A 25,071-nucleotide genomic window follows, 5' to 3' on the forward strand; every position below is an offset into this window, starting at 1 on the left:
CGTACCGAAGACGAGCCCGCCGTAACGAAGACGGATCCCCTGTGAGCGATCAACTCTCGGCGGCTTCCCGCAGCCGTGCGAATTCCTCGGCCATCGTCTCGGCCGTCCAGTGCGCGTTCAGCCCGCTCGGATTGGGCAGCACCCACACCCGTGTGTCCCCGATCAACCGCGACTGCGGCCCGACCCGGGCTTTCCGGTCGTCGAACGCGGCGCGGTAGGCGGTCACTCCGACCACGGCCAGCCAGCGCGGCCGCAGCCGCCCCACCTTCAGCGCGAGCAGCCGCCCGCCCTCGCGGTACTCCTCGGCGCTCAGCTCGTCGGCCCGAGCGGTCGGCCTGGCCACGACGTTGGTGATGCCGAGCCCGTACGACAGCAGTTCCTGCTGCTCGGACGGCTTCAGCAGCCGCGGCGTGAAGCCGGAGCGGTGCAGTACCGGCCAGAAGCGGTTGCCCGGGCGGGCGAAGTGATGGCCCGTCGCGGCCGTCATCAGCCCGGGGTTTATGCCGCAGAACAGCACCCGCAGACCGTCCGCGACCACGTCCGGTACGACACGGTCGCGGGCGGCCTCCAACTCCTCGGGCGTGAAACGGGGCATCGGGTGCGGCGCGTCAGAGGATCGCGCCGGGCGTGTACCCCGCGGCCTGGGGGTGCTGCTTCACGATCTCCTCGACCCGGGCGACGACGGCGGCGACCTGGTCACCCGCGGCACCCGTGAAGGACAGCTTGTCGGCCATCAGCGCGTCCAGCCCGGCGCGGTCGAGCGGAATGCGCGCATCGGCGGCCAGCTTGTCGAGCAGCTCGTTGCGCTCGGCGCCCTGCTCGCGCATCGCGAGCGCGGAGGCGACGGCGTTCTCCTTGATCGCCTCGTGGGCGAGCTCCCGGCCCACGCCCGCGCGCACGGCGCCCATCAGCACCTTGGTGGTCGCGAGGAACGGCAGGTAGCGGTCCAGCTCCCGCGCCACGACCGCCGGGAACGCGCCGAACTCGTCGAGCACCGTCAGGAACGTCTCCAGCAGACCGTCCAGCGCGAAGAACGCGTCCGGCAGCGCGACCCGGCGCACCACCGAGCAGGACACGTCGCCCTCGTTCCACTGGTCGCCCGCCAGCTCGCCGGTCATCGAGGCGTAGCCGCGCAGGATCACCATCAGGCCGTTGACGCGCTCGCAGGAGCGGGTGTTCATCTTGTGCGGCATCGCGGAGGAGCCGACCTGACCGGGCTTGAAGCCCTCGGTGACCAGCTCGTGCCCGGCCATCAGCCGGATCGTCTTCGCCAGCGACGACGGCGCCGCCGCCACCTGCACCAGCGCCGTCACGACCTCGTAGTCGAGCGAGCGCGGGTAGACCTGGCCGACCGACGTGAACGCCTGCGAGAAGCCCAGGTGCGTGGCGATCCGCTGTTCCAGCTCCGCGAGCTTCGCGGCGTCGCCGCCCAGCAGGTCCAGCATGTCCTGCGCGGTGCCGACCGGGCCCTTGATGCCGCGCAGCGGGTAGCGGCCCAGCAGCTCCTCGATCCGGCCGTAGGCGACGAGCAGCTCGTCGGTGGCGGTCGCGAAGCGCTTGCCGAGGGTCGTGGCCTGTGCGGCCACGTTGTGCGAACGGCCGGCCATGACCAGCTCGCCGTACTCACCGGCCAGCTTGCCCAGGCGGGCCAGGACCGCCACCGTGCGGTCGCGCATCAGCTCCAGCGAGAGGCGGATCTGGAGCTGCTCGACGTTCTCGGTGAGGTCGCGGGAGGTCATGCCCTTGTGCACGTGCTCGTGCCCGGCGAGAGCGTTGAACTCCTCGATCCGCGCCTTCACATCGTGCCGCGTGACCTTCTCGCGCTCGGCGATGGAGGCCAGGTCGACGGTGTCGAGCACACGCTCGTAGTCGGCGAGCGCCGCGTCCGGCACCTCGATCCCGAGGTCCTTCTGCGCCCGCAGCACGGCGAGCCAGAGCTGCCGCTCCAGCCTCACCTTCTGCTCGGGCGACCAGAGCGTGGCGAGCTCGGCGGAGGCGTAGCGTCCGGCGAGGACGTTCGGGATGCGGGGCTTGGCGGGAGCGGAAGTCACGTGGACGGATTCTACTGGCGGTTCCTGCAGGCCGGCGCGACGGGTACGTTCGTGGGAACCTACAAGAGTGTGTCGGCGCCCCCGCCGCGGGCCCGCAGCTCACGCGCGCCGCCGCGGGGACCGCCTACTGCCGGTTCGCGTCACCGCGGGAACCGCCTACGGCCGGTCCTCGTACGGCAGCAGCTCGGGCCGCTTCGGTGGGAGGCCGTCGCCCGAGGAGCGGCCGGTCAGGCGGCGGCCTATCCAGGGCAGCAGGTGCTGCCGGGCGAACCGCAGGTCCGCCGCCCGGCGCATGACCCAGCCGGGCGGCAGCGTCGTCGGCATCGGGGTGCGCCACTCGGTGTCCTCGGGCTCGTGGCCGAGCGCCTGCCACACCGCTTCCGCGACCCGGCGGTGGCCTTCGCCCGTCAGGTGCAGCCGGTCCACGTCCCACATGCGCGGGTCGGAGAGCGAGGGGGCGCCGTACAGGTCGACGACGATCGCGTCGTGCCGGGCAGCGAGCTCGTCGACGCAGACGAACAGCTCCTCCATGCGTGGCCGGAACCGCTCCAGGACGGGACCGTGGCGGCCCGGGCTGCGCATCAGCACGAGCTGCTTGCAGGACGGGGCCAGCCGCTCCACGGCCTCCTCCAGGAGTCCGCGCACCCGGCCCATGTCGCACTTCGGCCGCAGCGTGTCGTTGAGCCCGCCGACCAGGGTGACGACATCGGCCTCCATGGCCGCCGCCACGTCCACCTGCTCGTCGACGATCTGCCGGATCAGCTTGCCGCGCACGGCGAGGTTGGCGTAGCGGAAGCCGGGCGTGCGGGCCGCCATCCGCGCGGCGAGGAGATCGGCCCAGCCCCGGTAGGTGCCGTCGGGCAACAGGTCCGACATGCCCTCGGTGAAGGAGTCGCCGACCGCGACGAGGCTGCTGTAGGTGGGGTTCGTGTCCATGGCGGCGGAAATAGTATCCCGTGCACATACCCAGCAGTCGGTCACCCGTCCCGAAGCATCGACGACCGGCGACTTCCTGCCCGCTCCCTCACGCCCGCTGGCCGAACAGCTCCCGCAGGACGTCCTCCATGGTCACGAGGCCGGCCATCCGGCCGTCCGCTCCGAGGACGGCCGCCAGGTGCGTACGGCTGCCCCGCATCGCCGTGAGGACGTCGTCCAGCGGCGTGTGCTCCCGCACGCGCGCGATGGGCCGCATGTCCCGCAGCCGGAACGGCACATCGCGCCCGGCGGCCTCCAGCGCGTCCTTCACATGCAGATAGCCGACGATCCGCCGCCCCTCGTCCACCACCGGGAAGCGGGAGAACCCGGACTCCGCCGACAGCCGCTCCAGCTCGTCCGGAGTGACGCCCACGCGCGCCACCACCACGCGTTCCAGCGGCAGCACCACGTCGCGCACCGGCCGGCGGCCCAACTCCAGCGCGTCGTGCAGCCGCTCCTGGGCGCGGTCGTCGATGAGCCCGGCCTCGCTGGAGTCCTTCACGATCTGCGCGATCTCGGCGTCCGAGTACGACGCGGCGACCTCTTCGCGCGCCTCCACGCGCAGCAGCTTCAGCAGGGTGTTGGCGAACGCGTTCACCGTGAAGATCACCGGGCGCAGCGCCCGGGACAGCGCCACCAGGGGCGGGCCGAGCGTCAGCGCGCTGCGCACCGGCTCGGCGAGCGCGATGTTCTTCGGCACCATCTCGCCGAGCAGCATGTGCAGATAGGTGGCCAGGGCCAGCGCGATCACGAAGGACACCGCGTGTCCCGCGCCCTCGGGCACGCCCATCGCGTGGAACACCGGCTCCAGCAGGTGCGCGATCGCCGGCTCGGCCACCACACCCAGCACCAGCGTGCACAGCGTGATGCCGAGCTGGGCGGCCGCCATCAGCGCGGACACGTGCTCCAGGCCCCACAGCACGCTCTTGGCGCGCCGGTCGCCCCGGTCGGCGTAGGGCTCGATCTGGCTGCGGCGCACCGAGATCAGCGCGAACTCGGCGCCGACGAAGAAGGCGTTGACGACGAGCGTCGCCAGACCGATCAGCAGCTGGACGGCGGTCACAGCTCCGCTCCCTTCTCGTCGGGCTTCTCGTCGTGGAGGGGCGCGCGCAGCCGGACGCGGGCGGCCCGCCGTCCGGTGGCGTCCAGGACCTCCATCCGCCAGCCGGCGACCTCGAGGGTGTCACCGGCGGCCGGTATCCGGCCGAGCACCGTCGCCACGAGCCCGGCGAGCGTCTCGTACGGCCCCTCCGGGGCACGCAGCCCGACGCGTTCGAGGTGGTCCACGCGCGCGGAGCCGTCGGCCGAGTACAGGGCGTGCCCGGCTTCGTCCGTGCCGGCCGGTGCGAGGTCGGGCAGTTCGTGCGGGTCGTGCTCGTCGCGCACCTCGCCGACGACCTCCTCGACGATGTCCTCCAGGGTGGCCACGCCCGCCGTGCCGCCGTACTCGTCGATCACCACGGCCATCGTGCGCTTGCCGGAGAGCCGGTCCAGGAGCCGGTCGACGGTGAGGGTCTCCGGGACCAGCAGCGGCTCACGCATCAGCTCGGAGACGAAGATCCGGGTCCGGCGCTCCGCCGGGACCGTCAGCACGTCCTTGACGTGTGCCGTCCCGACGACCGAGTCGAGGGTGTCGCGGTAGACGGGGAACCGGGACAGGCCGGTCGCCCGGGTCGCGTTCGCCACGTCCTCCAGGGTCGCCTGCACTTCCAGGGCGACGACCTGCACCCGGGGCGTCATGACGTTCTCCGCGGTCAGGTCGGCGAGGTTCAGTGTCCGTACGAACAGCTCGGCGGTGTCGGCCTCCAGGACGCCCTCCTTGGCGGAGTGCCGGGCGAGCGCCGCCAGCTCCTGCGGCCCGCGCGCGGACGCCAGCTCCTCGGCGGGCTCCACACCGATCCGGCGCACGATCCGGTTGGCCGTGTTGTTGAGGTGCGTGATGAACGGCCGGAACGCGGCGCTGAACCAGCGCTGGGCGTTGCCCACGGTCTTGGCGACCGCCAGCGGCGACGAGATCGCCCAGTTCTTGGGCACCAGCTCGCCGACGACCATCAGGAACACCGTCGACAGCGCCGTGCCCAGCACCAGCGCCAAGCTGTGCGACGCCGACCGTGACACACCGATGTCCTCCAGCGGCCCGGCGATCAGGGCGGCGATCGACGGCTCGGCGAGCATGCCGACGACCAGGTTCGTCACCGTGATGCCGAGCTGCGCACCGGAGAGCTGGAACGTCAGGTTCCGTACGGCCTTCAGGGCGCCCTGCGCGCCCCGATCGCCGCGCGCCACCGCCTGCTCCAGTTCGGCGCGCTCGACCGTGGTGAGGGAGAACTCGGCCGCCACGAAGGCGCCACAGGCGAGCGAGAGCAGGATCGCCGCCAGGAGGAGGAGCACTTCGGTCATCGGTTCACCCCCGTTCCATGGTTCTCCAGGACGGGGCGGAACGCGCGGTGTCGCGTACTGGGAGGCTCGCCCATGGGCGGACGCTCACAACCTTTCATGCAGAACCGAGTGGCCATCCAAGGGTAAAGGATGGGCAAAGTCCTGTGGCTCGGGTGCTCAGCGGGGCTCGGCGGGCACGGGAGCGAGCCGGTACGCGCCCTCGTGTGCGACGACTCGGCCGGCGGTGGGCGGTGCGAAGTGGGTGCCCAGGAGGAGGGTGTCCGTACCGGCGAGCGCGCCGAGCAGTTCGCGGCGCGAGGCTTCCGCCTGTCCGGAGTCGATGTCGACGCAGGCGCCGATACCGGGGTGGGCGAGCTGGACGGGGTGGTGGACACAGTCGCCGGTGATCAGCGCCGTCCGCCCCCGGCTGGTCAGCTCGACGGCGACATGGCCGGGGGTGTGCCCGGGGGTCGGCACCAGACGCAGTCCCGGGGCGACGTCGAGGCCCTCGGCGGGGACGTCGAGGAGGTCGAGCAGCCCCGCCTCCTCCACCGGGACCACGGAGTCGCGGAACATCTGCCGACGCGCCTCGTCCATGGCGTACCCGGCCCAGAACTCCCGCTCGGTCCGGGAGGTTAGGTACCGGGCGTTCGGGAAGGTGGGCACCCACGCGCCGTTCACCTTCCGGGTGTTCCAGCCGACGTGGTCGGCGTGCAGGTGGGTGAGGATCACCAGGTCGACGGAGTCCGGGGGGAAACCGGCGGCGGTGAGGCGCTGAAGGTAGTCGGTGTCCAGGCCGTGCCAGGCGGGATCGGCCCGCTCCTTGCCGTTGCCGATGCCGGTGTCCACCAGGACGCGCAGCCCGCCGGCCGTGAAGGCGAAGCTGTGGCTGTCGGCGCGCAGGACGCCTTCGTCGTCGGCGAAGTGGGGCCGCAGCCAGTCCTGCCCGGCGACGACCTCGGGGGTGGCGTCGGGCAGCAGCCAGGCTCCGATGGCGGGCGGCAGGGGGATCTCGTCGATGCGGTGGACGGTGATGTCGCCCACGGTCCAGGAAACGGGTGTGGTCAAGGGGTCCTCCTCGGCATGCTTAAAGCAATCCGTTTGCGTTAAGGCGACGGTAGACCCTAGGGTCCCACTAACGCAAACAGTTAGCTTTTATTGGGGAGCCCCATGTCCCACCCCGCACTCACCCCGTCCGAAGCGGCCCGCTGGGCCCACCGCGCCGGGCTCGACCTGCCCGCCGACCGTCACGCGGCGGTCGCGGCCACCGCCGACCACATCCACTCCGTCGTGGCGGTCCTGAGGGAACTGGACTTCGGAGACACCCCGCCCGCCCCGGCCTACCGCATGGCAGCCGTGCAGGACACGCACGACGCAGCCGCGAAGGAGACGCACGATGGAGCCCTGTGAACTGACGCTCGCTGCCGCCGCCGACGCGATCGGGGCACGTGAGTTGTCCCCCGTCGAACTGACCGACTCCGTACTGGAGCGCATCGAGCAGGTGGAGCCGCACCTGCGGGCCTACGTCACCGTCGACGCCGAGGGCGCGCGCCGTGCCGCGCGCCGTGCCGAGAACGACATCGCGGCCGGCCGCCACCGCGGTCCGCTGCACGGCATCCCGATGGGCCTGAAGGACCTCATCGATGTCGCCGGTGCGACCACGTCGGCCAGTTCCCGGGTACGGTCCGGCCACCGCGCGCAGACCGACAGCACCGTCGCCGCACGCCTGTCGGCGGCCGGAGCGATCCTGCTCGGCAAGACCCACACGCACGAGTTCGCGTACGGGCTGACCACCCCGCAGACCCACAACGCCTGGGACCCCGGCCGGGTCGCGGGCGGCTCCAGCGGCGGATCGGCCGTCGCCGTCGCCGCCGGCGCCGCCACCTTCGCCCTGGGCACCGACACCGGCGGATCCATCCGGGTACCCGCCGCGCTGAACGGGGTCGTCGGCCTCAAGCCGACCTACGGCCTCGTCCCGCGCCACGGCGTCACCTCCCTGTCCTGGTCCCTGGACCATGTCGGCCCGATCGCCCGCACCACCGAGGACGCGGCCCTGGTCCTCGCGGCCCTGGCCGGCCACGACCCCCGCGACCCCGCGTCACTGACCGCACCCCCGGCGCACTACCGGCCGGGCCCGGACCCGGACCTGACCGGCCTGCGGATTGGTGTGCCGCGCACCTACTACTTCGACCACGTCGACCCGGAGGTGGCGGCCGCCGTCCGGAGCGCGACCGGCCGGCTCCAGGCACTCGGTGCCCGCCTCGTCGACGTCGAGATCCCCATGACCCGCTACATCCAGGCCACCCAGTGGGGCCTGATGGTGCCGGAGGCCACCGCCTACCACGAGAGCAGCCTGCGCACGGTCCCCGAGCTCTACCAGGCGGACGTCCGGATCCTCCTCGAAGCCGGTGAGCTGATGCCCGCGGGGGACTACCTGCGCGCCCAGCGCTCGCGCACCCTCATGCGGCGGGAATGGGCGAGCCTGCTGCGGGAGGTCGACCTGATCGCCGCCCCCACCGTGCCGATGACCGCCGTCCCGGCCGGTCAGTCCACGGTCACCTGGGCCGACGGCACCGTCGAGGGCGTCTCCGACGCCTATGTGCGGCTCTCGGCCCCGGCCAACATCACCGGCCTGCCCTCCCTGTCCGTCCCGGTCGGCCACGACACGGCGGGCCTGCCGATCGGCATGCAGCTCATCGGCCCGCCGCTCGGGGAGAGCCTGCTGCTGCGGGTCGGACACGCCGACGAACAGACCCGGCCGGCCCGCGCTCTCGCGCCCGCGGCCTGAGCGGCCCGGCGCTAGGCCCTGTCGTCAAATTCCCGTCTGCCCCGCGACGCCATGCACGCTCCCCCACTGCCTTAAGGGCGTGGGAGGTGCCCCCACTCGCCGCACCGGGCACAGACCCACGTACAACCAGTACGCGGGCCTGCGCCCGGCACGGCGAGAGCACGCACCTGACGCCGCGGGGCCCGCCCTTCGGGCGGACGACGGGAATTTGACGACAGGGCCTAGAAGCAACGGGTTCGCTTTAAGGTGGGTTCCGTGAGCAGGCAGATGGTGCGCCCCGGTGGGCGCAGTGCGCGGGTCCAGGAGGCGGTGCACACCGCCGTGCGCGAACTCGCCTCGGAGGTCGGCCGGGACGCCCTGACCGTGCCGATGGTCGCCCAGCGCGCGGGCGTGACGCCGTCCACGATCTACCGCCGCTGGGGAGACCTGCAGGCGCTGCTGTCGGACGTGGCGGTGGAGCGGCTGCGGCCCGACACCGAGCCCGCCGATCACGGCACCCTGGCGTCCGACCTGACGGCCTGGGCCGAGGAGTTCCTCGACGAGATGGCCTCGCCGGCCGGTCGCGCCTACATCCGCGACGCCCTGCTCGGCGACCCCGACGGCAGCAACGCGGGCCAGTGCTCCGCCTACGCCGCCGACCAGATCGACGTCATCGTCCGTCGCGCGTCCGAGCGGGGGGAACCGGCACCCGATGTCGAGACGGTCGTCGACGAGGTCGTCGCGCCCTTGATGTACCGCATCCTGTTCCGCCCGGACGGACTCGACACCGCCTATGCCCACCGGCTCGCGGCAGGAGTCCTCAGTCGGTGAGGGGCTTCACCCAGCGTCGCCACCGCTCCTCGGGCGCGTACCCGGCGGCTCCCCACGCGTGGTGCGCGGTCTCGTTGCGCGTGAGCACCATCGCGTCCGCGCGCCGCCCGCCGAGCGTGACGAACCGCTCCTCGGCCGCGGCGAGCAGCGCGGAGGCGATGCCCTGGCGGCGGTGGTCCGGATGCACGGCCAGCCGGTAGAGGTGGCAGCGCCAGCCGTCGAACCCCGCGATCACCGTGCCCACCAGCTCGCCGCCGCGCTCGGCGAGGATCAGGGCCTCGGGGTCGCGTGCGACCAGGCGCTCCACGCCACCGCGGTCGTCGCTGATGCTCGTGCCCTCGGCGGCCACCTTCCAGAAGGCCAGCACGGTGTCCAGGTCCTCGGGCGTCGCGGCCCGGATGCGCAGCTCGGTCATGCCATGATCACATCACATACGGTCACCCTGGGCGCACGGATTTCAGTATCCGGACCTCAGACCCCGCGCGGTGCCGGTCACCCTCACTCGTGCGCGATGGCCGCCAGTACGTTCATGCGGGAGGCGCGCAACGCCGGGAGCAGCGCCGCGACGACCCCCACCACCGCCGAGCCGATCACGACCGCGACGATCGTGGTCCACGGGATCGCGAGGGCCGTCATGCCCTGGAGGGCCAGCACCTCGTGGGTGCACACGCCCCACACCAGCCCCAGCGCGAGCCCGAGGACCGCCCCGAACACGGCGATCACCACCGACTCCAGCCGGATCATCCGCCGCAGCTGCCGCCGGGCCAGCCCGATCGCCCGCAGCAGCCCGATCTCCCGGGTGCGTTCGACGACCGACAGCGCCAGGGTGTTGACCACGCCGAGGACCGCGATGATGATCGCCAGCCCCAGCAGCGCGTACACGAGGTACAGCAGGACGGCGATCTGGTCGTGCACCAGCTGCTTGTAGTCGGCCAGGTCCCGCACCTGCACCTGCGGGTAGGGGTCCAGGGTCCGCTCCAGGTTCGCGCGCAGGTCGTCGTCGCCGGTGCCGGTGGCGGCGTTGACGTACAGCGCGGAGTCCTGCCCGCCCGGCGCGTACCGCTCCAGGGTGGCGAGCCCGAAGTAGAGCCCGCCCTGTGTACCGAACCCCTCGGCGGAGTCCTGGTCGGTGAGGGCGCCGACGGTCATCTCGGCCCTGCGTCCGCCCGGGAACTCCACCGGGACCGTGCTGCCCACCCGCACGCCGTGGTCGCGCGCGAAGTCCCGGTCCATGGCGAGACGCCCGTCCGCGAGTGCCGCCGCCGAATCCCCTTGGACGTACGTGATGTTGGCGACCTCGTCGAGCCGCGGATCGTAACCCGCGGCGGTCGTCTCCACGCGGTCGCCGTCCGGGAGCCGCACCCCGACGGGCGTGAACCGCCCCCGCACGACGAGGCCCGCGCCCTCGGTGCCGCGCACCTTGTCGGTGACCTCCTTCGGGAACGGCAGGAAGTTGGTGTTCTGGATCACGAAGTCGGCACCCAGCGTCTTGTCGATCTGCTGGTCGAACGAGGCGGTCATCGACTCGCTCGCCACCGACATCCCGCCGACCAGGGCGAGGCCCACCATGAGCGCGGCCGCGGTGGCTCCGGTACGGCGGGGATTGCGCAGGGCGTTGCGCTGGCTCATCCGGCCGATCGACCCGAACAGGGCGGGGAAGGCCCCGCCTAGGACGCGGATCACCGGTCGCACCAGCAGCGGCCCCGCGATCACGGTCGCGATCAGGGTGAGCAGGATGCCGAGCCCCAGCAGGGACGCCGCCGACGACGTCCGCTCCGCCACCACGCAGCCCACGAGCGCCGCCGCACCGGCCGCCCCGACGACAGCGCCCGCCACCGCGCGCACCCGCAGGGGCCGGCCCACTCCGGCGACCTCGGCGTCCGAGAGCGCGGCCATCGGTGACACCCCGGCGGCCCGCCGTGCCGGCAGGTACGCGGCGACGAAGGTGACCCCGAGACCGACGACGTACGCCGTCACGGGCGTCACCCAGCCGATGACCATCTCGCCGGCGGCGATGTTCATGCCGAGCAGGCCCATCAGCTCGATGAGCCCGGCCGCGAGTCCGACGCCGGCGGCGAGTCCCAGCGTGGAGCCGGCCAGACCGAGCAGGAGCGCCTCGGTGAGCACCGAGCGGCGGACCTGGCGCCGGTCGGCACCGAGCGCGCGCAGCAGCCCCAGCTCGCGGGTGCGCTGGGCGATCAGCATGGAGAAGGTGTTGACGATCAGGAACACCCCGACCAGCACGGCGACCCCGGCGAAGCCGACCATCACGTACTTGATGACGTCGAGGAATCCGCCCAGCTGCTCGACGTCCGACTTCGCCTGCTCGTCGGCGGTCCTGAAGTCGTAGGTGCGGGCGCCGAGCGCCGCGCCCACGCGCTGCTTGAGCTGCTCGTCGCTGACCCCGTCGGCGGCGTCGACCGAGATGCTGGTGGCGGCCCGCGGGCTGTCCAGCAGTTGCGTCCGCGCGGTGCGGGGGTCGAGGAAGACCAGTGCGGCGCCGGGGTTGGTGGTCGTGAACGTGGCGATGCCGACGACCCGGACCTTGAACGACCCGGGCGGTGCGATCACGGTGAGGGTGTCGCCGATCGTCACGTCCTTGCGGTCGGCGGTCTCCGAGTCGAGCAGCGCCTGCCCGTCGCCGTGCGGGGCGTGACCGGAGGTCAGTTCGACGGGGCTGCGCTCGTTGGGGTTCCAGGCGGTGCCGAGCGTGGGAGCGCCGGTGGTCGGGCCGACCGGTTCGTTGTCCTCGTCGACGACGGTGAGGCCGTCTACGTCCACCTCGGCGCGTGCCGCCGCGACCCCGTCGACCCGCCGCACGCGTTCGGCGAGCGCGGCCGGCAGGGTGGCCGTCCGGCCGGAGGGGACGGCCTCGTCGAGGTCCTCCTTCGGGCTGACGGTGACATCGGCCGCGGTGGAGGCGAACAGCCGGTCGAACGTACGGCTGACGGTGTCCGAGAAGATCAGACTGCCCGTGACGAACGCGACGGACAGCAGGACGGCGAGTGCCGAGAGCAGCAGCCGCCCCTTGTGCGCCAGGAAGCTCCTCAGGGTCGCCTTGAGCACGGGTCAGTTCTCCTCGGACGCCGCCGGGGCGTCGTCGAAGCGGGTCCGGGTCACGTCGAACCGCTTCATGCGTTCCAGGACGGACTCCGCCGTCGGCCGCCGCATCTCGTCGACGATCCGGCCGTCCCCGAGGAAGAGCACCAGGTCGGAGTGGGCGGCGGCGCCCGGGTCGTGGGTGACCATGACGACGGTCTGCCCGAGCTGGTCCACCGCCTCGCGCAGGAAGCCGAGCACCTCCAGGCCGGCGCGCGAGTCGAGGTTGCCGGTCGGCTCGTCCGCGAAGATCAGCTCGGGCCGGGAGGCCAGCGCCCGCGCACAGGCCACCCGCTGCTGCTGGCCGCCGGAGAGCTGCGACGGCCGGTGCCCGAGGCGGTCCCTGAGGCCGAGGGTGTCGATCACCTGGTCCAGCCACTTCTCGTCGGGCTTCTTGCCCGCGATGTCCATGGGCAGGGTGATGTTCTCCAGAGCGTTCAGGGTCGGGATGAGGTTGAACGACTGGAACATGAACCCGATCCGGTCGCGGCGCAGCCGCGTCAGGTCGCGCTCCCTCAGACCTGTGATCTCCGTGTCGCCGAGCCACACCTGGCCGGCCGAGACGGTGTCGAGCCCCGCCAGGCAGTGCATCAGCGTGGACTTCCCGGAACCCGACGGCCCCATCACGGCGGTGAACCGGCCGCGGACGATGTCGACGTCCACCGCGTCGAGCGCGAGCACGGTCGTCTCGCCCGAGCCGTACGCCTTGGTCAGACCGCGGGCCCGGGCCGCGATCCCGTCGGCCGGCGCGAGGCCGGGGACGTGCTGCGCAGCAGGTGTGGACAAGGCCGCCTCCTCGTGGTGGACGCCGGATTTCGTCACCTTGCCCGAGGGTAATGTGACGCGGCCCACACTCGTATCCTCCTCGGGTCGGAGTTCCGCCCTTGCCGGTGCTAGCACCTCCGCGCTAGCTTCGAGGTATGGCGAAGACCCAGCTGAACGTGCGAGTCGACGAGGGCACCGCCCGAGCCGCCCGCGAGCGCGCCCTGGCCCGCGGCATGAGCGTCAACCGCTACATCGAGGAGCTGGTCAGACAGGACACCGGCGAGGTGGGCCACACGTTCGTGGAGGCCGCCGCCGACTTCATGAAGCAGTACGAGTCCGTCTTCGCCGAGGAGTTCGGCCCGGACCGTGAGGGCACGCGCGAAGGTCGCCACTGAACCCTTGAACAACCTTGAGATCGACCTCGCCTGGCTGCTGATGCTCGCCGAGCAGAAAACCCCGGGAGACCCCCAGGTCACCGACTGGGGAGCGCTCGTCGCCGCCGTCGCACGCCACCAGGCCGCCATATTCGACGTCCCCGTCTACGACAGCCCGCACGCCCGCGCCGCCGCGCTCCTCCAGCTCCTGATCCACGTCCCCGCGCTGGAACGCTCCAATGCCCTGTTCGCCTCCGCCGTCGCCTATGCGTACCTCGTCGCCAGCGGCGCCAAGGTCGTCACCTCACCCGAGCAGGTCCGCGACCTCGCCCGGCTGGTCAAGAGCGGCGAGGCGTCCGTACGTGACATCGAGCAGGAACTGCGGCAGTGGAGCCTGTGACCTCGCGGACTACGAACTGACCGGGCGCCACGCCGTGCCCAGCACGCAGAACGAGATGGGCAGCGCCGGCCCCTCCTCCGGCATCATCACCTGCCGGTAGGGGCCGAGTTCGAACCCGGCGTCCCGCAGCGCCCGCACCGGCTCCCGCGCCAGATGGCAGCCCCCGCTCACCAGCGGCCACACCGTCCGGTCCAGGGCGCGCTGGCTGAAGGTCATCACCCGGCCGCCGCCCCGGCCGTGCTCGAAGAACCGCACCTCACCGCCCGGCCGCAGTACCCGCCGGAGCTCCCCGAGCGCCCGGGGCACGTCCCGCACACTGCACAGCACCAGCGACACCACGGCCGCGTCGAAGCCCTCACTCTTCACCGGCAGTGCCTCAGCCGCGCCCGGCACCACGTCGACCGGCACCTCCGCGCGCAGGGCGGCCTCCACGGCCAGCTGCCGCAGCCGCCGCTCCGGCTCGATGGCCACGACCTCGGAGACGGTGCCCGGGTAGTGCGCGAAGTTCAGCCCGTTGCCCGCGCCGATCTCGATCACCCGCCCCGAGAGCCCGCCGAGCAGCCTCTCGCGGACTCTGCCCACGCCCATCCGTGTCTCGGCGGTGGCACTGACCCGGGCGTAGCAACGGGCGAACACCGGATGGTGCACGGCATCCCGTGGCACCCTGCCGGAGCGGGCGGGCCTGAGCGGCATGAGAGACCTCCTGACGAGGCGGGCCTTACGGCGATTGTCCCCCCGCAGAGCCCGGCCCACCCCTGCCGTCTACCGCAGGAGTACGCGGCCCAGCACGGGCCGATGGTCACTCCCCGTCGCCTCCAGTGCCGACACCTCCGTCACCTCGACACCCCGCCCCAGCACCTGGTCGATCCTCGCCACCGGCAGGGCGGCCGGCCAGCTGAACGCGAACCCCGAGACCGGAGCGTCGAGCCGGGAGGTGAGCGGCCCGAGCCCCCGGTCCTGCACGGTGCCGTTGAGGTCGCCCACGACCAGGAGCCGGCCCGCCGGGTCGTCCGCGACCCGGGCCCCGAGCAGTGCCGCGCTCTCGTCGCGGGCCGCCGAGGCGAACCCCGTCGGACCCAGCCGGACGGACGGCAGATGGACCACGTACACCGCGATCTCCCCGCCGGGCGCGGACACCGTGGCCCGCAGACCGCGCTGCCAGCTTCCCGGGAACCCCTCGGGCCGGATGTCCACGGGCCGCACGTCCGAGAAGGGGTGGGCCGACCAGAGCCCGACCGTGCCGTGGAGCGCCCGGTGCGGGTGGGAGGCCCCCAGGACGTCCTCGAACCCGGGCCGCAGCGCGGGCGTCAGCTCCTGCACGGCCACCAGGTCCGCGCGAGCCGCTCGCAGCGCCCGCGCGGTGCCCGCCGGGTCGGCGTTGTCGTCGGCCACGTTGTGCTGGACGACGGTCAGGTCGTACGACTCCGGCGACGGGGAGAACCACAGCCCGCCGAACATCCAGAGCCAGACGGCCACGGGCACCAGGCAGGCGAGCAGCCCCGCCGCCGACCGTCTGAGCACGGCGAGGCAGGTGAGGAGAGGCACGGCCACCCCCAGCCACGGCAGGAACGTCTCCAGCAGGCTCCCGAGACGCCCGGCACCGCCCGGCACGGCGGAGTGCAGGGCGAGCAGACCGGCGACACCGAGGCCGCCCGCGACGAGCCAGGCGTCCCACGACCGTCCGCCCCTCACCCGCACCGGCCTAGCCGAGTTCCGCGGCCAGCAACTCGGCCGTCTTCGCCACCAGCGCGTTGTCGGCCGGGGCGTCCTCCTCGGGCTGGGTCGTCAGGACCGACAGCACGATCGGGGCGCCGTCCGGCGGCCAGGTGAGGCCCACGTCATTGGAGCCGCCGTATTGTCCGCCGCCCGTCTTGTCGGCGACCAGCCAGTCGGCGGGCAGGCCCTTGCGGAACCTGTCGTCGCTCGTGGTGTTCCGCAGCAGCCAGTCCGTGAGCCGTGCCCGGTCCCGGGGCTCCAGCGCGTTGCCGAGCACGAGACGGGCGTAGATCAGGCCGATCGCGCGGGGAGACGTCGTGTCGGTGACGCGCCAGGGCTCCGCGGAGTTGAGCTCGGGCTCCCACCGGTCGAGCCGGGTGACACCGTCACCGACCGAGCGGGCGAAACGCGTGATGGCGGTCGGTCCGCCCAACTCCTTCAGCAGCAGGTTGCCCGCGGTGTTGTCGCTGAAGCGGATGGTGGCGTCGCACAGCTCGCCGACCGTCATGCCGGTCGCGACGTGGTCCTTGGTGACGGGGGAGTGCCCCGACTTCGTGACGTAGTCCTGGGTGTACCGGATGCGCCGGGCCAGGAACTCGCCGTCGCGGTCGAGGTCGCGCAGGACTGCCGCGGCGGCGAGCGTCTTGAACACCGAGGCCATCGGGAAGCGTTCGTCGGCCCGGTAGGCCACCGTCCGGCCCGTACGCGTGTTCCGCGCGTACACGCCGAGCCGGGCGGTGTGCTCCCGCTCCAGTTCCCTCAGCCGGGCGGTGACGCCGCCCGTAGCCGGTAAGGCGTGGGCCGTGCCGCCGCCCAGCGAGAGAGCGGCGGCGGCGCCCAGCGCGAGGGCCGTGCGGCGGGACGGGCGTGGGTGTGTGCTGTGCACGGTGTTCCCTTCGGAGGTGATCACATACGTAGTTCAACACGCGATCACGTCCGCGGCGGTTTCACCGCGCGCCCGCCCGGAACTCTCAGAACTCCCGCCCGGAACCCTCAGAACGCCGGGGGCGCCTGACGGACCTGGAACGCCTCCGCGTCCCACATACCGTCCAGGCGCGGCGCCAGCCAGTGCGGCGCGGCCGCCCGGAAGGCGGCGGGGGCGAGGGCTCCCGACCCGGCGGGAACGGAACCCAGCAGCGGCGCCCCGGCCACGTCCGGCAGGTCCGCGAGATTGCAGCGCGAGGCGAGATCCGGCGCGGCGGGCCAGCTCCCGATCACGATCCCCGCCGGCTGCAGGCCCCGGGAGCGGAGCTCACGCGCCGTCAGCTCCGTCGTGTTCAGGGTGCCGAGCCCCGCCGACACCACCACCAGCACCGGCGCCGACAGCAGGCGGGCCGCGTCCGCCAGGGTGCCGCCGGCCGGGTCGAACCGTACGAGCAGTCCGCCCGCGCCCTCGACGAGCACCAGGTCGTGCTCGGTGGCCAGCTTGGCGGCGGCCTCCGCGACCTCCTGCGGGTGCACGGGGGCGCGACCGGCCCGGCGGGCGGCCGTGGCGGGCGCCAACGGCTCGGGATAGCGGGCGAGTTCCGCCGTCGTCACGGCACCCGCGAGCCGCGCGACCTCGGCGGCGTCACCCGGCTCGTCCGGCCGGACACCCGTCTGCGCGGCCTTCAGCACGGCCACCGAACGGCCGGACGCCAGCGCCGTCGCGGCCACCGCGGCGGTCACGACCGTCTTGCCGACCTCCGTGCCCGTGCCCGTGATCACCAGTACCGACATGTCATCCCTCCCGCGCCGCCGCGCACACCGCCCGCGCGATCCGCGCCACGTCCGCGTCGCCCGTGACGTACGGCGGCATGGTGTAGATCAGATCGCGGAACGGCCGCAGCCACACGCCCTCGCGTACGGCCGCCGCCGTGGCCGCCTTCATGTCCACCTCGTGGTCGAGCTGGACGACCCCGATGGCGCCGAGGACCCGCACGTCCTTCACGCCCGGCAGGTCACAGGCGGCCGCGAGCCCGTCCCGCAGCCCCGTCTCGATCCGCTTGACCTCGGTACGCCAGTCCTGGCCCAGCAGCAGCTCGATCGAGGCGCAGGCCACCGCAGCCGCCAGCGGATTGCCCATGAAGGTCGGGCCGTGCGCGAGCACCGGCACCTCGCCGCGCGAGATGCCGTCCGCCACCCGCGGGGTGCACAGCGTCGCCGCCATGGTCAGGTAACCGCCGGTCAGCGCCTTGCCCACGCACATCACGTCCGGTGTCACGGCCGCGTGCTCCGCCGCGAACAGCGCGCCCGTGCGGCCGAAGCCGGTCGCGATCTCGTCGAACACCAGCAGCACGTCGTGCGCGTCGCACGCCTCGCGCAGCACCCGCAGATAGGCGGGGGAGTGGAACCGCATCCCGCCCGCGCCCTGCACCACCGGCTCCACGATCACCGCGGCCAGCTCGTCGGCATGCCGCTCGACCGCCGCGCGCAGCTGCTCGGCGTACGACTCGTCGTACGCGGCCGGAGGCGGACCGACGAACACCTGACGCGGCAGCACCCCGCTCCACAGCTCGTGCATCCCGCCCTCGGGATCGCACACCGACATCGGCTGCCAGGTGTCGCCGTGGTAGCCGCCGCGCCAGGTCAGCAACCGCTGCTTGCCCGGGCGGCCCAGCGAGCGCCAGTACTGGAGGCACATCTTGACCGCGACCTCGACCGACACGGACCCGGAGTCGGCGAGGAACACATGCTCCAGACCTTCGGGCGACATGTCGACAAGGAGCTTCGCCAGCCGCACGGCGGGCTCGTGGGTGAGCCCGCCGAACATCACGTGGCTCATCCGCTCCAGCTGCCCGCGCGCCGCCTCGTTGAGCACCGGGTGGTTGTAGCCGTGGATCGCCGACCACCAGGACGACATGCCGTCGACCAGCTCTCCCGAGCCGTCGGCGAGCCGCAGCCGCACGCCGCTCGCCGACTCCACGACGAGCGGTTCCTGCCGACCGGGCATCGGGCCGTACGGATGCCACACATGCCGCCGGTCGAGCTCCAGCAACTCGGGCACCGTGAGCTCGGGTACGGTCACGTCAGGCATTGGGCGCGAGGTCCGTTCCGGCGCCCCGGCGGCGGACGGCGACCAGGTCGGTACGGGGCTCCGCGGCGGTGCGGGGCTCGGCGGCCGTGGGGGGCTCGGCGGCCTCCGGAGCGGCGGTGGAACCGCAGACGCCGCCACCTCCCTCGGAACCGCACACTCCACCGCCGTCGTGGCAGCCCCCGGCCGCCCGGTGCTCCGGCAGCGTCACCTGGTCGGTGCCCTCCACCTCGAACCCGGCGTCCGCGATCATCTCCAGGTCGGCCTTGCCCGCCTGGCCCTCGGTGGTGAGGTAGTCGCCGAGGAAGATCGAGTTGGCCAGGTGCAGGGCGAGCGGCTGCATCGAGCGCAGATGGACCTCCCGGCCGCCCGCGATGCGCACCTCGACGTCCGGGCACACGAAGCGCACCATGGCCAGGATCCTCAGACAGCGCTGCGGGGTGAGGTTCCACTCCTTGGCCAGCGGGGTGCCCTCGACCGGGATCAGGAAGTTGACCGGAACCGAGTCCGGGTCCAGTTCGCGCAGCGAGTAGACGACGTCGACCAGGTCCTCGTCCGTCTCGCCCATGCCGGCGATCAGCCCGGAGCAGGCGGACAGCCCTGCCGCGTGGGCCTTCTCGACGGTGTCCACGCGGTCGGCGTAGGTGTGCGTGGTGGTGATCTCCCCGTACGTCGCCTCGGAGGTGTTGAGGTTGTGGTTGTAGGCGTCGGCGCCGGCCTCGCGCAGCCGCTCGGCCTGTCCGTCGGAGAGCAGCCCGAGACAGGCGCACACCTCGACGCCCTCGTTGTTCTCCTTGATCGCCCTGATCGTCTCGGAGACCCGGTCCACGTCCCGGTCCGTCGGACCGCGCCCGCTGGCCACCAGGCACACCCGCTTGGCGCCTCCGGCCACCCCGGCCGCCGCGGCGTCGGAGGCCTGGTCCGGTTTGAGCCACGTGTACTTCAGGATCCCGGCCTGGGAGCCGAGCCGCTGCGAACAGTAGGAGCAGTCCTCGGGACACAGGCCGGACTTGAGGTTGACGAGATAGTTGAGTTTCACCCGCCGGCCGAACCAGTGCCGGCGCACCTTCCCGGCCGCGGCCACCACATCGAGCAGGTCGTCGTCGGATGTCGCGAGGACGGCCAGTGCCTCTTCTCGGCTCGGCAGCTCGCGCCGAAGCCCCTTGTCCACCAGCGTGTTCAGCAGGTCCATGGGAGCCGATCCTGTCCTACGGAGGTGCCCCGGGCCAAGGAGACTTCGGACAACAGAGTCGCTTCGAGGTGTGGGTATTGCCACACACTGACCTGCTGGAGCTCCCGCTAGTGTCTGTGCACTGCCTACAAATTCCCCGGAGGACCACCCATGGCGTTCGGCTGGATCGACGAGCAGGCGCGGCTGCGCCGCCACGCCGGACTCGTACGGACTCTGCGCCCCCGTCCGGCCGTTTCCCCGCTCCTGGATCTGGCGAGCAACGACTACCTGGGACTGGCCCACCACCCCGAGGTCACCGAGGGCGCGGCCCGTGCCGCGCGGCTCTGGGGCGGCGGCTCGACCGGCTCCCGGCTGGTGACCGGCAGCACCGAACTGCACGCCGAACTCGAACAGGAACTGGCAGATTTCTGCGGTGCCGAGGCGGCCCTCGTCTTCTCCTCCGGCTACGCGGCCAACCTCGCGGCGGTCACCGCGCTGGCCCCGCACGGCTCCCTCATCGTCTCCGACGCGGGCAACCACGCCTCGCTCATCGACGGTTGCCGGCTGGCCCGCGGCACGACCCAGGTGGTGGCGCACGCCGAGCCGGACGCCGTGCGCAAGGCGCTGCACACGCACGAAGGCCCGGCGATCACCGTGTCCGACACGGTCTTCTCGGTCGACGGTGACGCGGCCCCGCTCGCCGCGCTCGCCGAGGCGTGCCGGGAGCACGGCGCCGGACTGGTGGTCGACGACGCCCACGGCCTGGGCGTCCTCGGCGACGGCGGCCGCGGCGCCCCGCACGCGGCGGGACTCGCCGGCGCCGACGACGTCGTCGTGACGGTCACGCTGTCCAAGTCGCTCGGCAGCCAGGGCGGAGCCGTCCTCGGCCCCGCCCGGGTGATCGACCACCTGGTCAACGCGGCACGGACGTTCATCTTCGACACGGGGCTCGCCCCCGCGGCGGCGGGGGCGGCCCTGTCGGCCCTGCGGCTGCTGCGCCGCGAGCCGGAGCGCGCGGCGCGGGCCCGCGCGGTGGCGGGCGAGTTGTACGCACGCCTGACCGCCGCGGGTCTGGAAGCGGTACGTCCGGACGCCGCGGTGGTCTCGGTGCGGGCGCCCTCCCCCGAGGACGCCGTGCGCTGGGCGGCCGAGTGCCGCGCGGCGGGCCTGGCCGTGGGCTGCTTCCGTCCTCCTTCCGTACCCGACGGCATCTCACGGCTCCGGCTGACCGCCCGCGCGGACCTGACCGGTGAACAGATCGAACGCGCTGTACGACTGATCGGCGAGACGCGGCCATGAGTCGGCGTGACACGGCCGTGCGTCGCTCGACAAGGGACTGATCGGGGGTGGTTCGGACGGGGCTCGGCTGCGGCTCAGATGCGGTCGACAGCGGCCGTGAACTGCGCCCAGCTCCTCGCGGAGAAGAGCAGCGCGGGCCCGGCCGGGTCCTTGGAGTCCCGCACGGCGAGCAGTCCGGCCCAGGGCGGGACGTCCGGACGCGCGGTCTCGACGCAGTTGTTCGCGCCGGTGCTGTAGCTGCTGCGCAACCACCGCACACCGTGCAGTTCGATGCTTGAGGGGACGTGACGAGGCAGTGCACGCATGGTGCCTCCTTACGCGCCGGCGGCTGTCCCGGCGATGAAATCCAACGAGTCCTCGGGCGAAAGGGCGTGGATCTGAAGGGCGTTGAAGGCCTCCGTGTAGGCCTGGAGGTCTTCTTTCCGTTCGAGGTAGAGGCTACTCGTCAAGTGGTCGAGAACAACCACATCCAGATCAGATGTGCTCGAAAATGAGAAGATAACGAAAGGGCCGGTAACGCCGATGTGCGCCCCGGCGGCGAACGGCAGCACCTGGAGCCGCACTTGGGGCAGCCGCGCCGCCTCGACCAGCCTCTCCAGCTGCCGGGCCATGACCCCCGGCCCGCCCACCTCCCTCCGCAGCACCGCCTCGTCCAGGACGGCGCTCAGTTCCAGCGGCGGATCCGCGCGCAGCACGTCCTGCCGGGCCAGCCGCACCTCGACCAGCGTGTCGAGCCGGTCCTCCGGCAGGCCCTCCACCGCGGCCTTCGTCACCGCGCGCGCGTACTCGGGTGTCTGGAGCAGCCCCGGGACGACGGTGGTCTCCAGCGTGCGCATCGCGCCGGCCTGCGACTCCAGGCTGATGAAGTCCCGGTAGGTGGGCGGCAGCACCCCGCGGTAGGCGTGCCACCAGTGGGTCCGGCCGCCGCTGTCCTCGGACCCCGCCAGCACCATGAGCAACTCGCGCAGCTGTCTGTCCGCCACGGCGTACGCGTCGAGAAGTAACCGCACATCGGCCGGTTTCACCCCGCTCGTGCCCGTCTCGATACGGCTGACCTTCGACTGGTGCCAGCCCACCAGCCGGGCCGCCTCACCACTGGTGAGCCCCGCCGAGGTGCGCAGCGCGCGAAGTTCGGCGCCCAGTTTCCGGCGGCGCACCGCGGGACCGTGCTGCATGGGCTACTCCTTACTCCTTCCGAGCCACCCAAATACGGTCTCGCGTCGTAGAGTTCACCGCTTTGAGCGACAGATATATGCATATCTTGGTGGATCGCCGCCCTTGAGGGGTGTTCTGGTGGCACTCTGGCGACGAAGCACCAGTCCGGGACCGTACTCGAACCTTCCGCTCCGTGTCGGACTGCGGTCCCGTGGGAAAGGGACGACGTCGCCATGGCAGACCATCTGGAAGCATCCGTCACTCTGCCGAGCGATCCCGCCTCGGTCTCCGCGGCGCGCGCCTACGTCGTGGGCACGCTGGCGGAGTGGGGCCTGCCGGCGGACACGGACGTGTCCGACTCCATCCGGCTCATCATCTCCGAACTCGCCACCAATGCCGTCCAGCACACCTTCGGACAGTCCCCCACCTTCACGGTGGACGTCGCACTCGACCGCGACGAACACCTGCGCATCGGTGTCACGGACAGCCACCCGCGGTTCCCCAGACGCCTGCCCGCCGCCGTCCAGCAGGACAACGGCCGCGGCCTCGTCATCATCCGCTGGCTGACCGCGGAATGCGGCGGCAGGCTCCGGATCCGCCCCACCCGCGAGGGCGGCAAGACCATCTCGATCGAACTCCCGTGGACCGTCCCGGCCCAGCCCGTGACGGCGGCGGGACAGCAGGAGCCGTGAGCTCACCGCGTCTCTGACGTGTGCCGCGTGCGGCCGAATGTTCCGCGCAGCAAGGCCCGGAAGGCCTCCACGGCCGGCGCCGCCTCGTCCCCCCGGTAGGCGACCGAGATCGTACGACGCAGCTCGCCCGTACCGAGCGGACGCACCCCGACCGGCGTGACCGACGTCCGCGCCACCATCTCCGGTACGACGCCCACTCCGAGCCCCGCGCTGGCCAGCGCGCACACCAGCGCGTATCCGGGTGTCGCCACCAGGACCGACGGGCCGGCCCCTGCCCCGGCCAGCACCGCCTCCACACCCTGCCGGGACGGATGCTCCGGCGCCATGCTGATAAGCGGCTGACCCGCCAGTTCCGTCAGGGGAAGCCTGGACACGCCGTCGGCGAGGGCATGACCCGGGGCGGTCACCCGGCACCAGTTCCTCGATCAGGACCGGCTCCATGCGCACGGAGGCGGGGAGCGCCATGGCGCCGGCGGGCTCGTACGTGTGCGTCAGCGTCAGGTCGACCTCACCGGCGGCCACGGCCGTGACACCCTTCGGCGGTTCGTAGTCGGCGACGGACAGCTCCACATCCGGATGAGCCCGGCGGAACGCGCTGAGCACCGGCGGCAGCAGATGGATGCCCGCCGTCTGGAACGTGCCGAGCCTGAGGACGCCGCCCGACAGGCCGGCCAGCCGGGCCAGTTCGTGACGGGCCTGCTCCAGCTCGTCGAGCACGCGCCGGGCCCGTGCCACCAGCAGCTCTCCCGCGGCCGTCAGCCGTGCCCCGCGGTGGTGCCGGACCAGCAGCGCCGAGCCCGCCTCCCGCTCCAGCTTCGCCAGTTGCTGGGAGAGCGCGGGCGGGGTGTAGCCGAGGCGCTCGGCGGCCCGGGTGATGGACCCGGCCTCCGCGACGGCGACGAGCGCCGCGAGCCGGGTCGGGTCGTACATGCCGCTGACCTCCGCAGACCAAAGAGATGCTTAAGGCCGACCCAGGATATTCGAAGTACCTGCTGAAGGCTCCGGATCGGCAGGCTGGCCGCATGGACGGACAACTCATCGCCTTCACCGGGGTGGCCGCGGGCATGGTCGCCATGCCGGGCGCCGACTTCACCGTCGTCGTGCGCAACGCCCTGGTCTCCCGCCGGGCCGGCATCGCCTGCGCCCTCGGTGTCGCCGGCGGGCTGCTGCTGCACACCGCGCTGGCCGTGGCGGGGGTCGCCGCGGTCCTGGCCGCCGTGCCCGCGCTGTTCCGCGCGCTCCAGCTGGTGGGCGGCGGCTATGTCCTGTACCTGGGAATGCGGACGCTGTGGTCGCTGCGGCGGCCCCGTGCCGTGGCCGCCGGGACCGCCGCGTCCGCCGCGCGTCCCCTGCGGCAGGGCTTCGTCACGAACGCCCTGAACCCGAAGGCGCCGATCACCTTCCTCAGCCTGCTGCCGCAGTTCGTGCCCGCGGGCAGTCCGGCGCTGTCCCGGACGCTGCTGCTGGCGCTGATCGTGGTGGTCCTGGCCCTGCTGTGGTTCCCGGCCGTGGCACTGCTGGTGGACCGGCTCGGCCGGTGGCTGCGGGAGCCGCGTGCCGCGCGGGCCGTCGAGGGGGTCACCGGCGCCGCGCTGACGCTTCTCGGTGTGCTGCTCCTTCTCGAGCCCCTGAGGGCTGCCTGATGGTGCCGCGCAGCGGCGCGGGGATCCGGACGGCGCCCTGGGGCGCGGGCTCCTCGACGGTGGCTTCAGATCGCTCGGGGCCGGCGTCCGTCTCCTCGCGCAGCCCCGCCCGCCGCACCAGCCGGGGGAGCAGCCCCCACAGGCCGACGCAGACCACGAACGTCGCCGCGCTCGCGGCGATGCCACCGGCCCGACTGGTCGTCACATCCACCACCAGCAGCACGGAACCGCTGAAGGCGAACACCAGCACGACCAGGCCGGTCGTGGCCAGTCGTGAGGAGACCTGCACGATGCGCGGCTTGGCGCCCTGCTGGAAGAGCGAGCGGTGCAGCGCGGCCGGCGCGGTGAACAGCGCCGCGGCCAGGACCGCAAGGAGCAGCGTGATGACGTAGGTGACGCGCTGGACCGTGTCGAGGGACGTGAAGCGCGAGGTGAACGCGAGCGACAACAGGAACGCGAACAGGATCTGTACGCCCGTCTGGGTGACCCGGAGCTCCTGGAGCAGCTCGACGAAGTTCCGGTCGGCGCGTTGCAGCGGGGTCTCGCCGCGTGCGGTGCAGGGACGGTGCTCGGCCATGGGGGACGGGTAACCACTTGAGGCCGTGTCACGCTCCGGCGTGGGGGGGGGGGGGGGGGGGGGGCCCCCCCCCCCCCGGGGGGCCCCCCCCCCCCCCCCCCGGCCCCCCCCCGGGGGGCCCCCCCCCCCCCCCCCCCCCCCCCGCCGCTGCCGCCGGGAGGGAG

The 25,071-nt window shown here is 72.6% G+C and carries 26 protein-coding genes and 1 pseudogene; 8 read left to right on the forward strand and 19 right to left on the reverse strand.

Going from position 1 to position 25,071, the window contains the following annotated elements; translation table 11 throughout:
- Window positions 1-49 precede the first annotated feature (49 nt).
- The 6 genes from mug to ACZ3I3_RS30530 all read right to left on the reverse strand — a co-directional run bounded on the left by mug (window position 50) and on the right by ACZ3I3_RS30530 (window position 6,473).
- Window positions 50-595: a G/U mismatch-specific DNA glycosylase gene (gene mug, locus ACZ3I3_RS30505; protein WP_399414949.1), complete on the reverse strand. Its 546-nt coding sequence runs from the start codon at window positions 593-595 to the stop codon at window positions 50-52.
- 13 nt (window positions 596-608) lie between these two features.
- Window positions 609-2,051 carry an adenylosuccinate lyase gene (purB, locus tag ACZ3I3_RS30510; protein ID WP_467370340.1) on the reverse strand — a complete coding sequence of 481 codons (1,443 nt, stop codon included), beginning with the start codon at window positions 2,049-2,051 and terminating at the stop codon, window positions 609-611.
- Between the two features lie 156 nt (window positions 2,052-2,207).
- On the reverse strand, window positions 2,208-2,987 hold the full coding sequence (locus tag ACZ3I3_RS30515; RefSeq protein ID WP_467370341.1) for an SGNH/GDSL hydrolase family protein: 780 nt from the start codon (window positions 2,985-2,987) through the stop codon (window positions 2,208-2,210).
- An 88-nt stretch (window positions 2,988-3,075) separates the two neighbouring features.
- A complete protein-coding gene (locus tag ACZ3I3_RS30520; RefSeq protein WP_467370343.1) occupies window positions 3,076-4,089 on the reverse strand; it encodes a hemolysin family protein in 1,014 nt (337 codons plus the stop codon).
- Complete coding sequence (locus ACZ3I3_RS30525) at window positions 4,086-5,426, reverse strand: hemolysin family protein (RefSeq protein ID WP_467370345.1); 1,341 nt, start codon at window positions 5,424-5,426, stop codon at window positions 4,086-4,088. The genes ACZ3I3_RS30520 and ACZ3I3_RS30525 overlap by 4 nt, the downstream gene beginning before the upstream one ends.
- 156 nt (window positions 5,427-5,582) lie before the next feature.
- Window positions 5,583-6,473, reverse strand: coding sequence for an MBL fold metallo-hydrolase (locus ACZ3I3_RS30530; protein WP_467370346.1), 891 nt, complete (start codon window positions 6,471-6,473; stop codon window positions 5,583-5,585).
- Window positions 6,474-6,575: 102 nt separating this feature from the next.
- On the opposite strand from ACZ3I3_RS30530, the gene ACZ3I3_RS30535 reads away from it, so the two are divergent.
- The 3 genes from ACZ3I3_RS30535 (at window position 6,576) to ACZ3I3_RS30545 (ending at window position 9,003) form a co-directional block, all read left to right on the forward strand.
- On the forward strand, window positions 6,576-6,815 hold the full coding sequence (locus ACZ3I3_RS30535; RefSeq protein WP_467370348.1) for a hypothetical protein: 240 nt from the start codon (window positions 6,576-6,578) through the stop codon (window positions 6,813-6,815).
- Window positions 6,802-8,193, forward strand: a complete 1,392-nt coding sequence (locus ACZ3I3_RS30540; protein WP_467370350.1) for an amidase — start codon at window positions 6,802-6,804, stop codon at window positions 8,191-8,193. The genes ACZ3I3_RS30535 and ACZ3I3_RS30540 overlap by 14 nt, the downstream gene beginning before the upstream one ends.
- A 267-nt stretch (window positions 8,194-8,460) precedes the next feature.
- The gene (locus ACZ3I3_RS30545) at window positions 8,461-9,003 is read left to right on the forward strand and encodes a TetR/AcrR family transcriptional regulator (RefSeq protein WP_467370378.1); all 543 of its coding nucleotides are present in this window, start codon (window positions 8,461-8,463) and stop codon (window positions 9,001-9,003) included.
- Here the strand turns inward: ACZ3I3_RS30545 and ACZ3I3_RS30550 are convergent.
- The 3 genes from ACZ3I3_RS30550 to ACZ3I3_RS30560 form a co-directional block, all read right to left on the reverse strand.
- Window positions 8,993-9,418 carry a GNAT family N-acetyltransferase gene (locus ACZ3I3_RS30550; RefSeq protein ID WP_467370351.1) on the reverse strand — a complete coding sequence of 142 codons (426 nt, stop codon included), beginning with the start codon at window positions 9,416-9,418 and terminating at the stop codon, window positions 8,993-8,995. The two genes, ACZ3I3_RS30545 and ACZ3I3_RS30550, sit on opposite strands and share 11 nt — an antisense overlap.
- 83 nt (window positions 9,419-9,501) lie before the next feature.
- Entirely contained in the window at window positions 9,502-12,069 is a 2,568-nt protein-coding gene (locus tag ACZ3I3_RS30555; protein ID WP_467370352.1) for an ABC transporter permease, read from the reverse strand.
- A gap of 3 nt (window positions 12,070-12,072) precedes the next feature.
- A complete protein-coding gene (locus tag ACZ3I3_RS30560; RefSeq protein ID WP_467370379.1) occupies window positions 12,073-12,888 on the reverse strand; it encodes an ABC transporter ATP-binding protein in 816 nt (271 codons plus the stop codon).
- A 134-nt stretch (window positions 12,889-13,022) separates the two neighbouring features.
- Here ACZ3I3_RS30560 and ACZ3I3_RS30565 point away from each other — a divergent pair, with 134 nt between their 5' ends.
- Window positions 13,023-13,262 (forward strand): hypothetical protein, encoded by a 240-nt coding sequence (locus tag ACZ3I3_RS30565; RefSeq protein ID WP_003988727.1) that lies wholly within the window; start codon window positions 13,023-13,025, stop codon window positions 13,260-13,262.
- Window positions 13,263-13,266: 4 nt separating this feature from the next.
- Window positions 13,267-13,641, forward strand: coding sequence for a hypothetical protein (locus tag ACZ3I3_RS30570; RefSeq protein WP_010041116.1), 375 nt, complete (start codon window positions 13,267-13,269; stop codon window positions 13,639-13,641).
- 9 nt (window positions 13,642-13,650) lie between these two features.
- Here ACZ3I3_RS30570 and ACZ3I3_RS30575 read toward each other — a convergent pair whose 3' ends face one another.
- The 6 genes from ACZ3I3_RS30575 to bioB all read right to left on the reverse strand — a co-directional run bounded on the left by ACZ3I3_RS30575 (window position 13,651) and on the right by bioB (window position 19,562).
- The gene (locus tag ACZ3I3_RS30575) at window positions 13,651-14,334 is read right to left on the reverse strand and encodes a class I SAM-dependent methyltransferase (protein WP_467370354.1); all 684 of its coding nucleotides are present in this window, start codon (window positions 14,332-14,334) and stop codon (window positions 13,651-13,653) included.
- 69 nt (window positions 14,335-14,403) lie between these two features.
- Entirely contained in the window at window positions 14,404-15,333 is a 930-nt protein-coding gene (locus ACZ3I3_RS30580) for an endonuclease/exonuclease/phosphatase family protein (protein ID WP_467370356.1), read from the reverse strand.
- Between the two features lie 10 nt (window positions 15,334-15,343).
- Window positions 15,344-16,243 (reverse strand): class A beta-lactamase, encoded by a 900-nt coding sequence (bla, locus tag ACZ3I3_RS30585; protein WP_467370357.1) that lies wholly within the window; start codon window positions 16,241-16,243, stop codon window positions 15,344-15,346.
- 107 nt (window positions 16,244-16,350) lie between these two features.
- Entirely contained in the window at window positions 16,351-17,076 is a 726-nt protein-coding gene (gene bioD, locus ACZ3I3_RS30590) for a dethiobiotin synthase (protein ID WP_467370359.1), read from the reverse strand.
- A gap of 1 nt (window position 17,077) precedes the next feature.
- On the reverse strand, window positions 17,078-18,373 hold the full coding sequence (locus ACZ3I3_RS30595; protein WP_467370360.1) for an adenosylmethionine--8-amino-7-oxononanoate transaminase: 1,296 nt from the start codon (window positions 18,371-18,373) through the stop codon (window positions 17,078-17,080).
- Window positions 18,366-19,562: a biotin synthase BioB gene (gene bioB, locus ACZ3I3_RS30600; RefSeq protein ID WP_467370361.1), complete on the reverse strand. Its 1,197-nt coding sequence runs from the start codon at window positions 19,560-19,562 to the stop codon at window positions 18,366-18,368. Before bioB ends, ACZ3I3_RS30595 begins: the two co-directional genes overlap by 8 nt.
- 150 nt (window positions 19,563-19,712) lie before the next feature.
- On the opposite strand from bioB, the gene ACZ3I3_RS30605 reads away from it, so the two are divergent.
- Window positions 19,713-20,840 carry an 8-amino-7-oxononanoate synthase gene (locus ACZ3I3_RS30605; protein WP_467370363.1) on the forward strand — a complete coding sequence of 376 codons (1,128 nt, stop codon included), beginning with the start codon at window positions 19,713-19,715 and terminating at the stop codon, window positions 20,838-20,840.
- Window positions 20,841-20,914: 74 nt separating this feature from the next.
- On the opposite strand, the gene ACZ3I3_RS30610 is transcribed toward ACZ3I3_RS30605, so the two are convergent.
- Entirely contained in the window at window positions 20,915-21,145 is a 231-nt protein-coding gene (locus ACZ3I3_RS30610; RefSeq protein WP_467370364.1) for a DUF397 domain-containing protein, read from the reverse strand.
- Between the two features lie 9 nt (window positions 21,146-21,154).
- Window positions 21,155-22,015 (reverse strand): helix-turn-helix domain-containing protein, encoded by an 861-nt coding sequence (locus ACZ3I3_RS30615; RefSeq protein ID WP_020270790.1) that lies wholly within the window; start codon window positions 22,013-22,015, stop codon window positions 21,155-21,157.
- Window positions 22,016-22,228: 213 nt separating this feature from the next.
- Here ACZ3I3_RS30615 and ACZ3I3_RS30620 point away from each other — a divergent pair, with 213 nt between their 5' ends.
- Window positions 22,229-22,687 (forward strand): ATP-binding protein, encoded by a 459-nt coding sequence (locus ACZ3I3_RS30620; RefSeq protein ID WP_467370366.1) that lies wholly within the window; start codon window positions 22,229-22,231, stop codon window positions 22,685-22,687.
- 2 nt (window positions 22,688-22,689) lie between these two features.
- Here ACZ3I3_RS30620 and ACZ3I3_RS30625 read toward each other — a convergent pair.
- Window positions 22,690-23,617 (reverse strand): annotated as a pseudogene (locus ACZ3I3_RS30625) (LysR family transcriptional regulator).
- A 92-nt stretch (window positions 23,618-23,709) separates the two neighbouring features.
- Between ACZ3I3_RS30625 and ACZ3I3_RS30630 the strand changes: the two are divergent.
- Window positions 23,710-24,330 (forward strand): LysE family translocator, encoded by a 621-nt coding sequence (locus ACZ3I3_RS30630; RefSeq protein ID WP_467370367.1) that lies wholly within the window; start codon window positions 23,710-23,712, stop codon window positions 24,328-24,330.
- Here the strand turns inward: ACZ3I3_RS30630 and ACZ3I3_RS30635 are convergent.
- The gene (locus ACZ3I3_RS30635) at window positions 24,266-24,907 is read right to left on the reverse strand and encodes a DUF6328 family protein (RefSeq protein ID WP_467370369.1); all 642 of its coding nucleotides are present in this window, start codon (window positions 24,905-24,907) and stop codon (window positions 24,266-24,268) included. The two genes, ACZ3I3_RS30630 and ACZ3I3_RS30635, sit on opposite strands and share 65 nt — an antisense overlap.
- Between the last annotated feature and the right edge of the window lie 164 nt (window positions 24,908-25,071).

This window comes from Streptomyces sp. NPDC016851 (genome assembly GCF_055562795.1).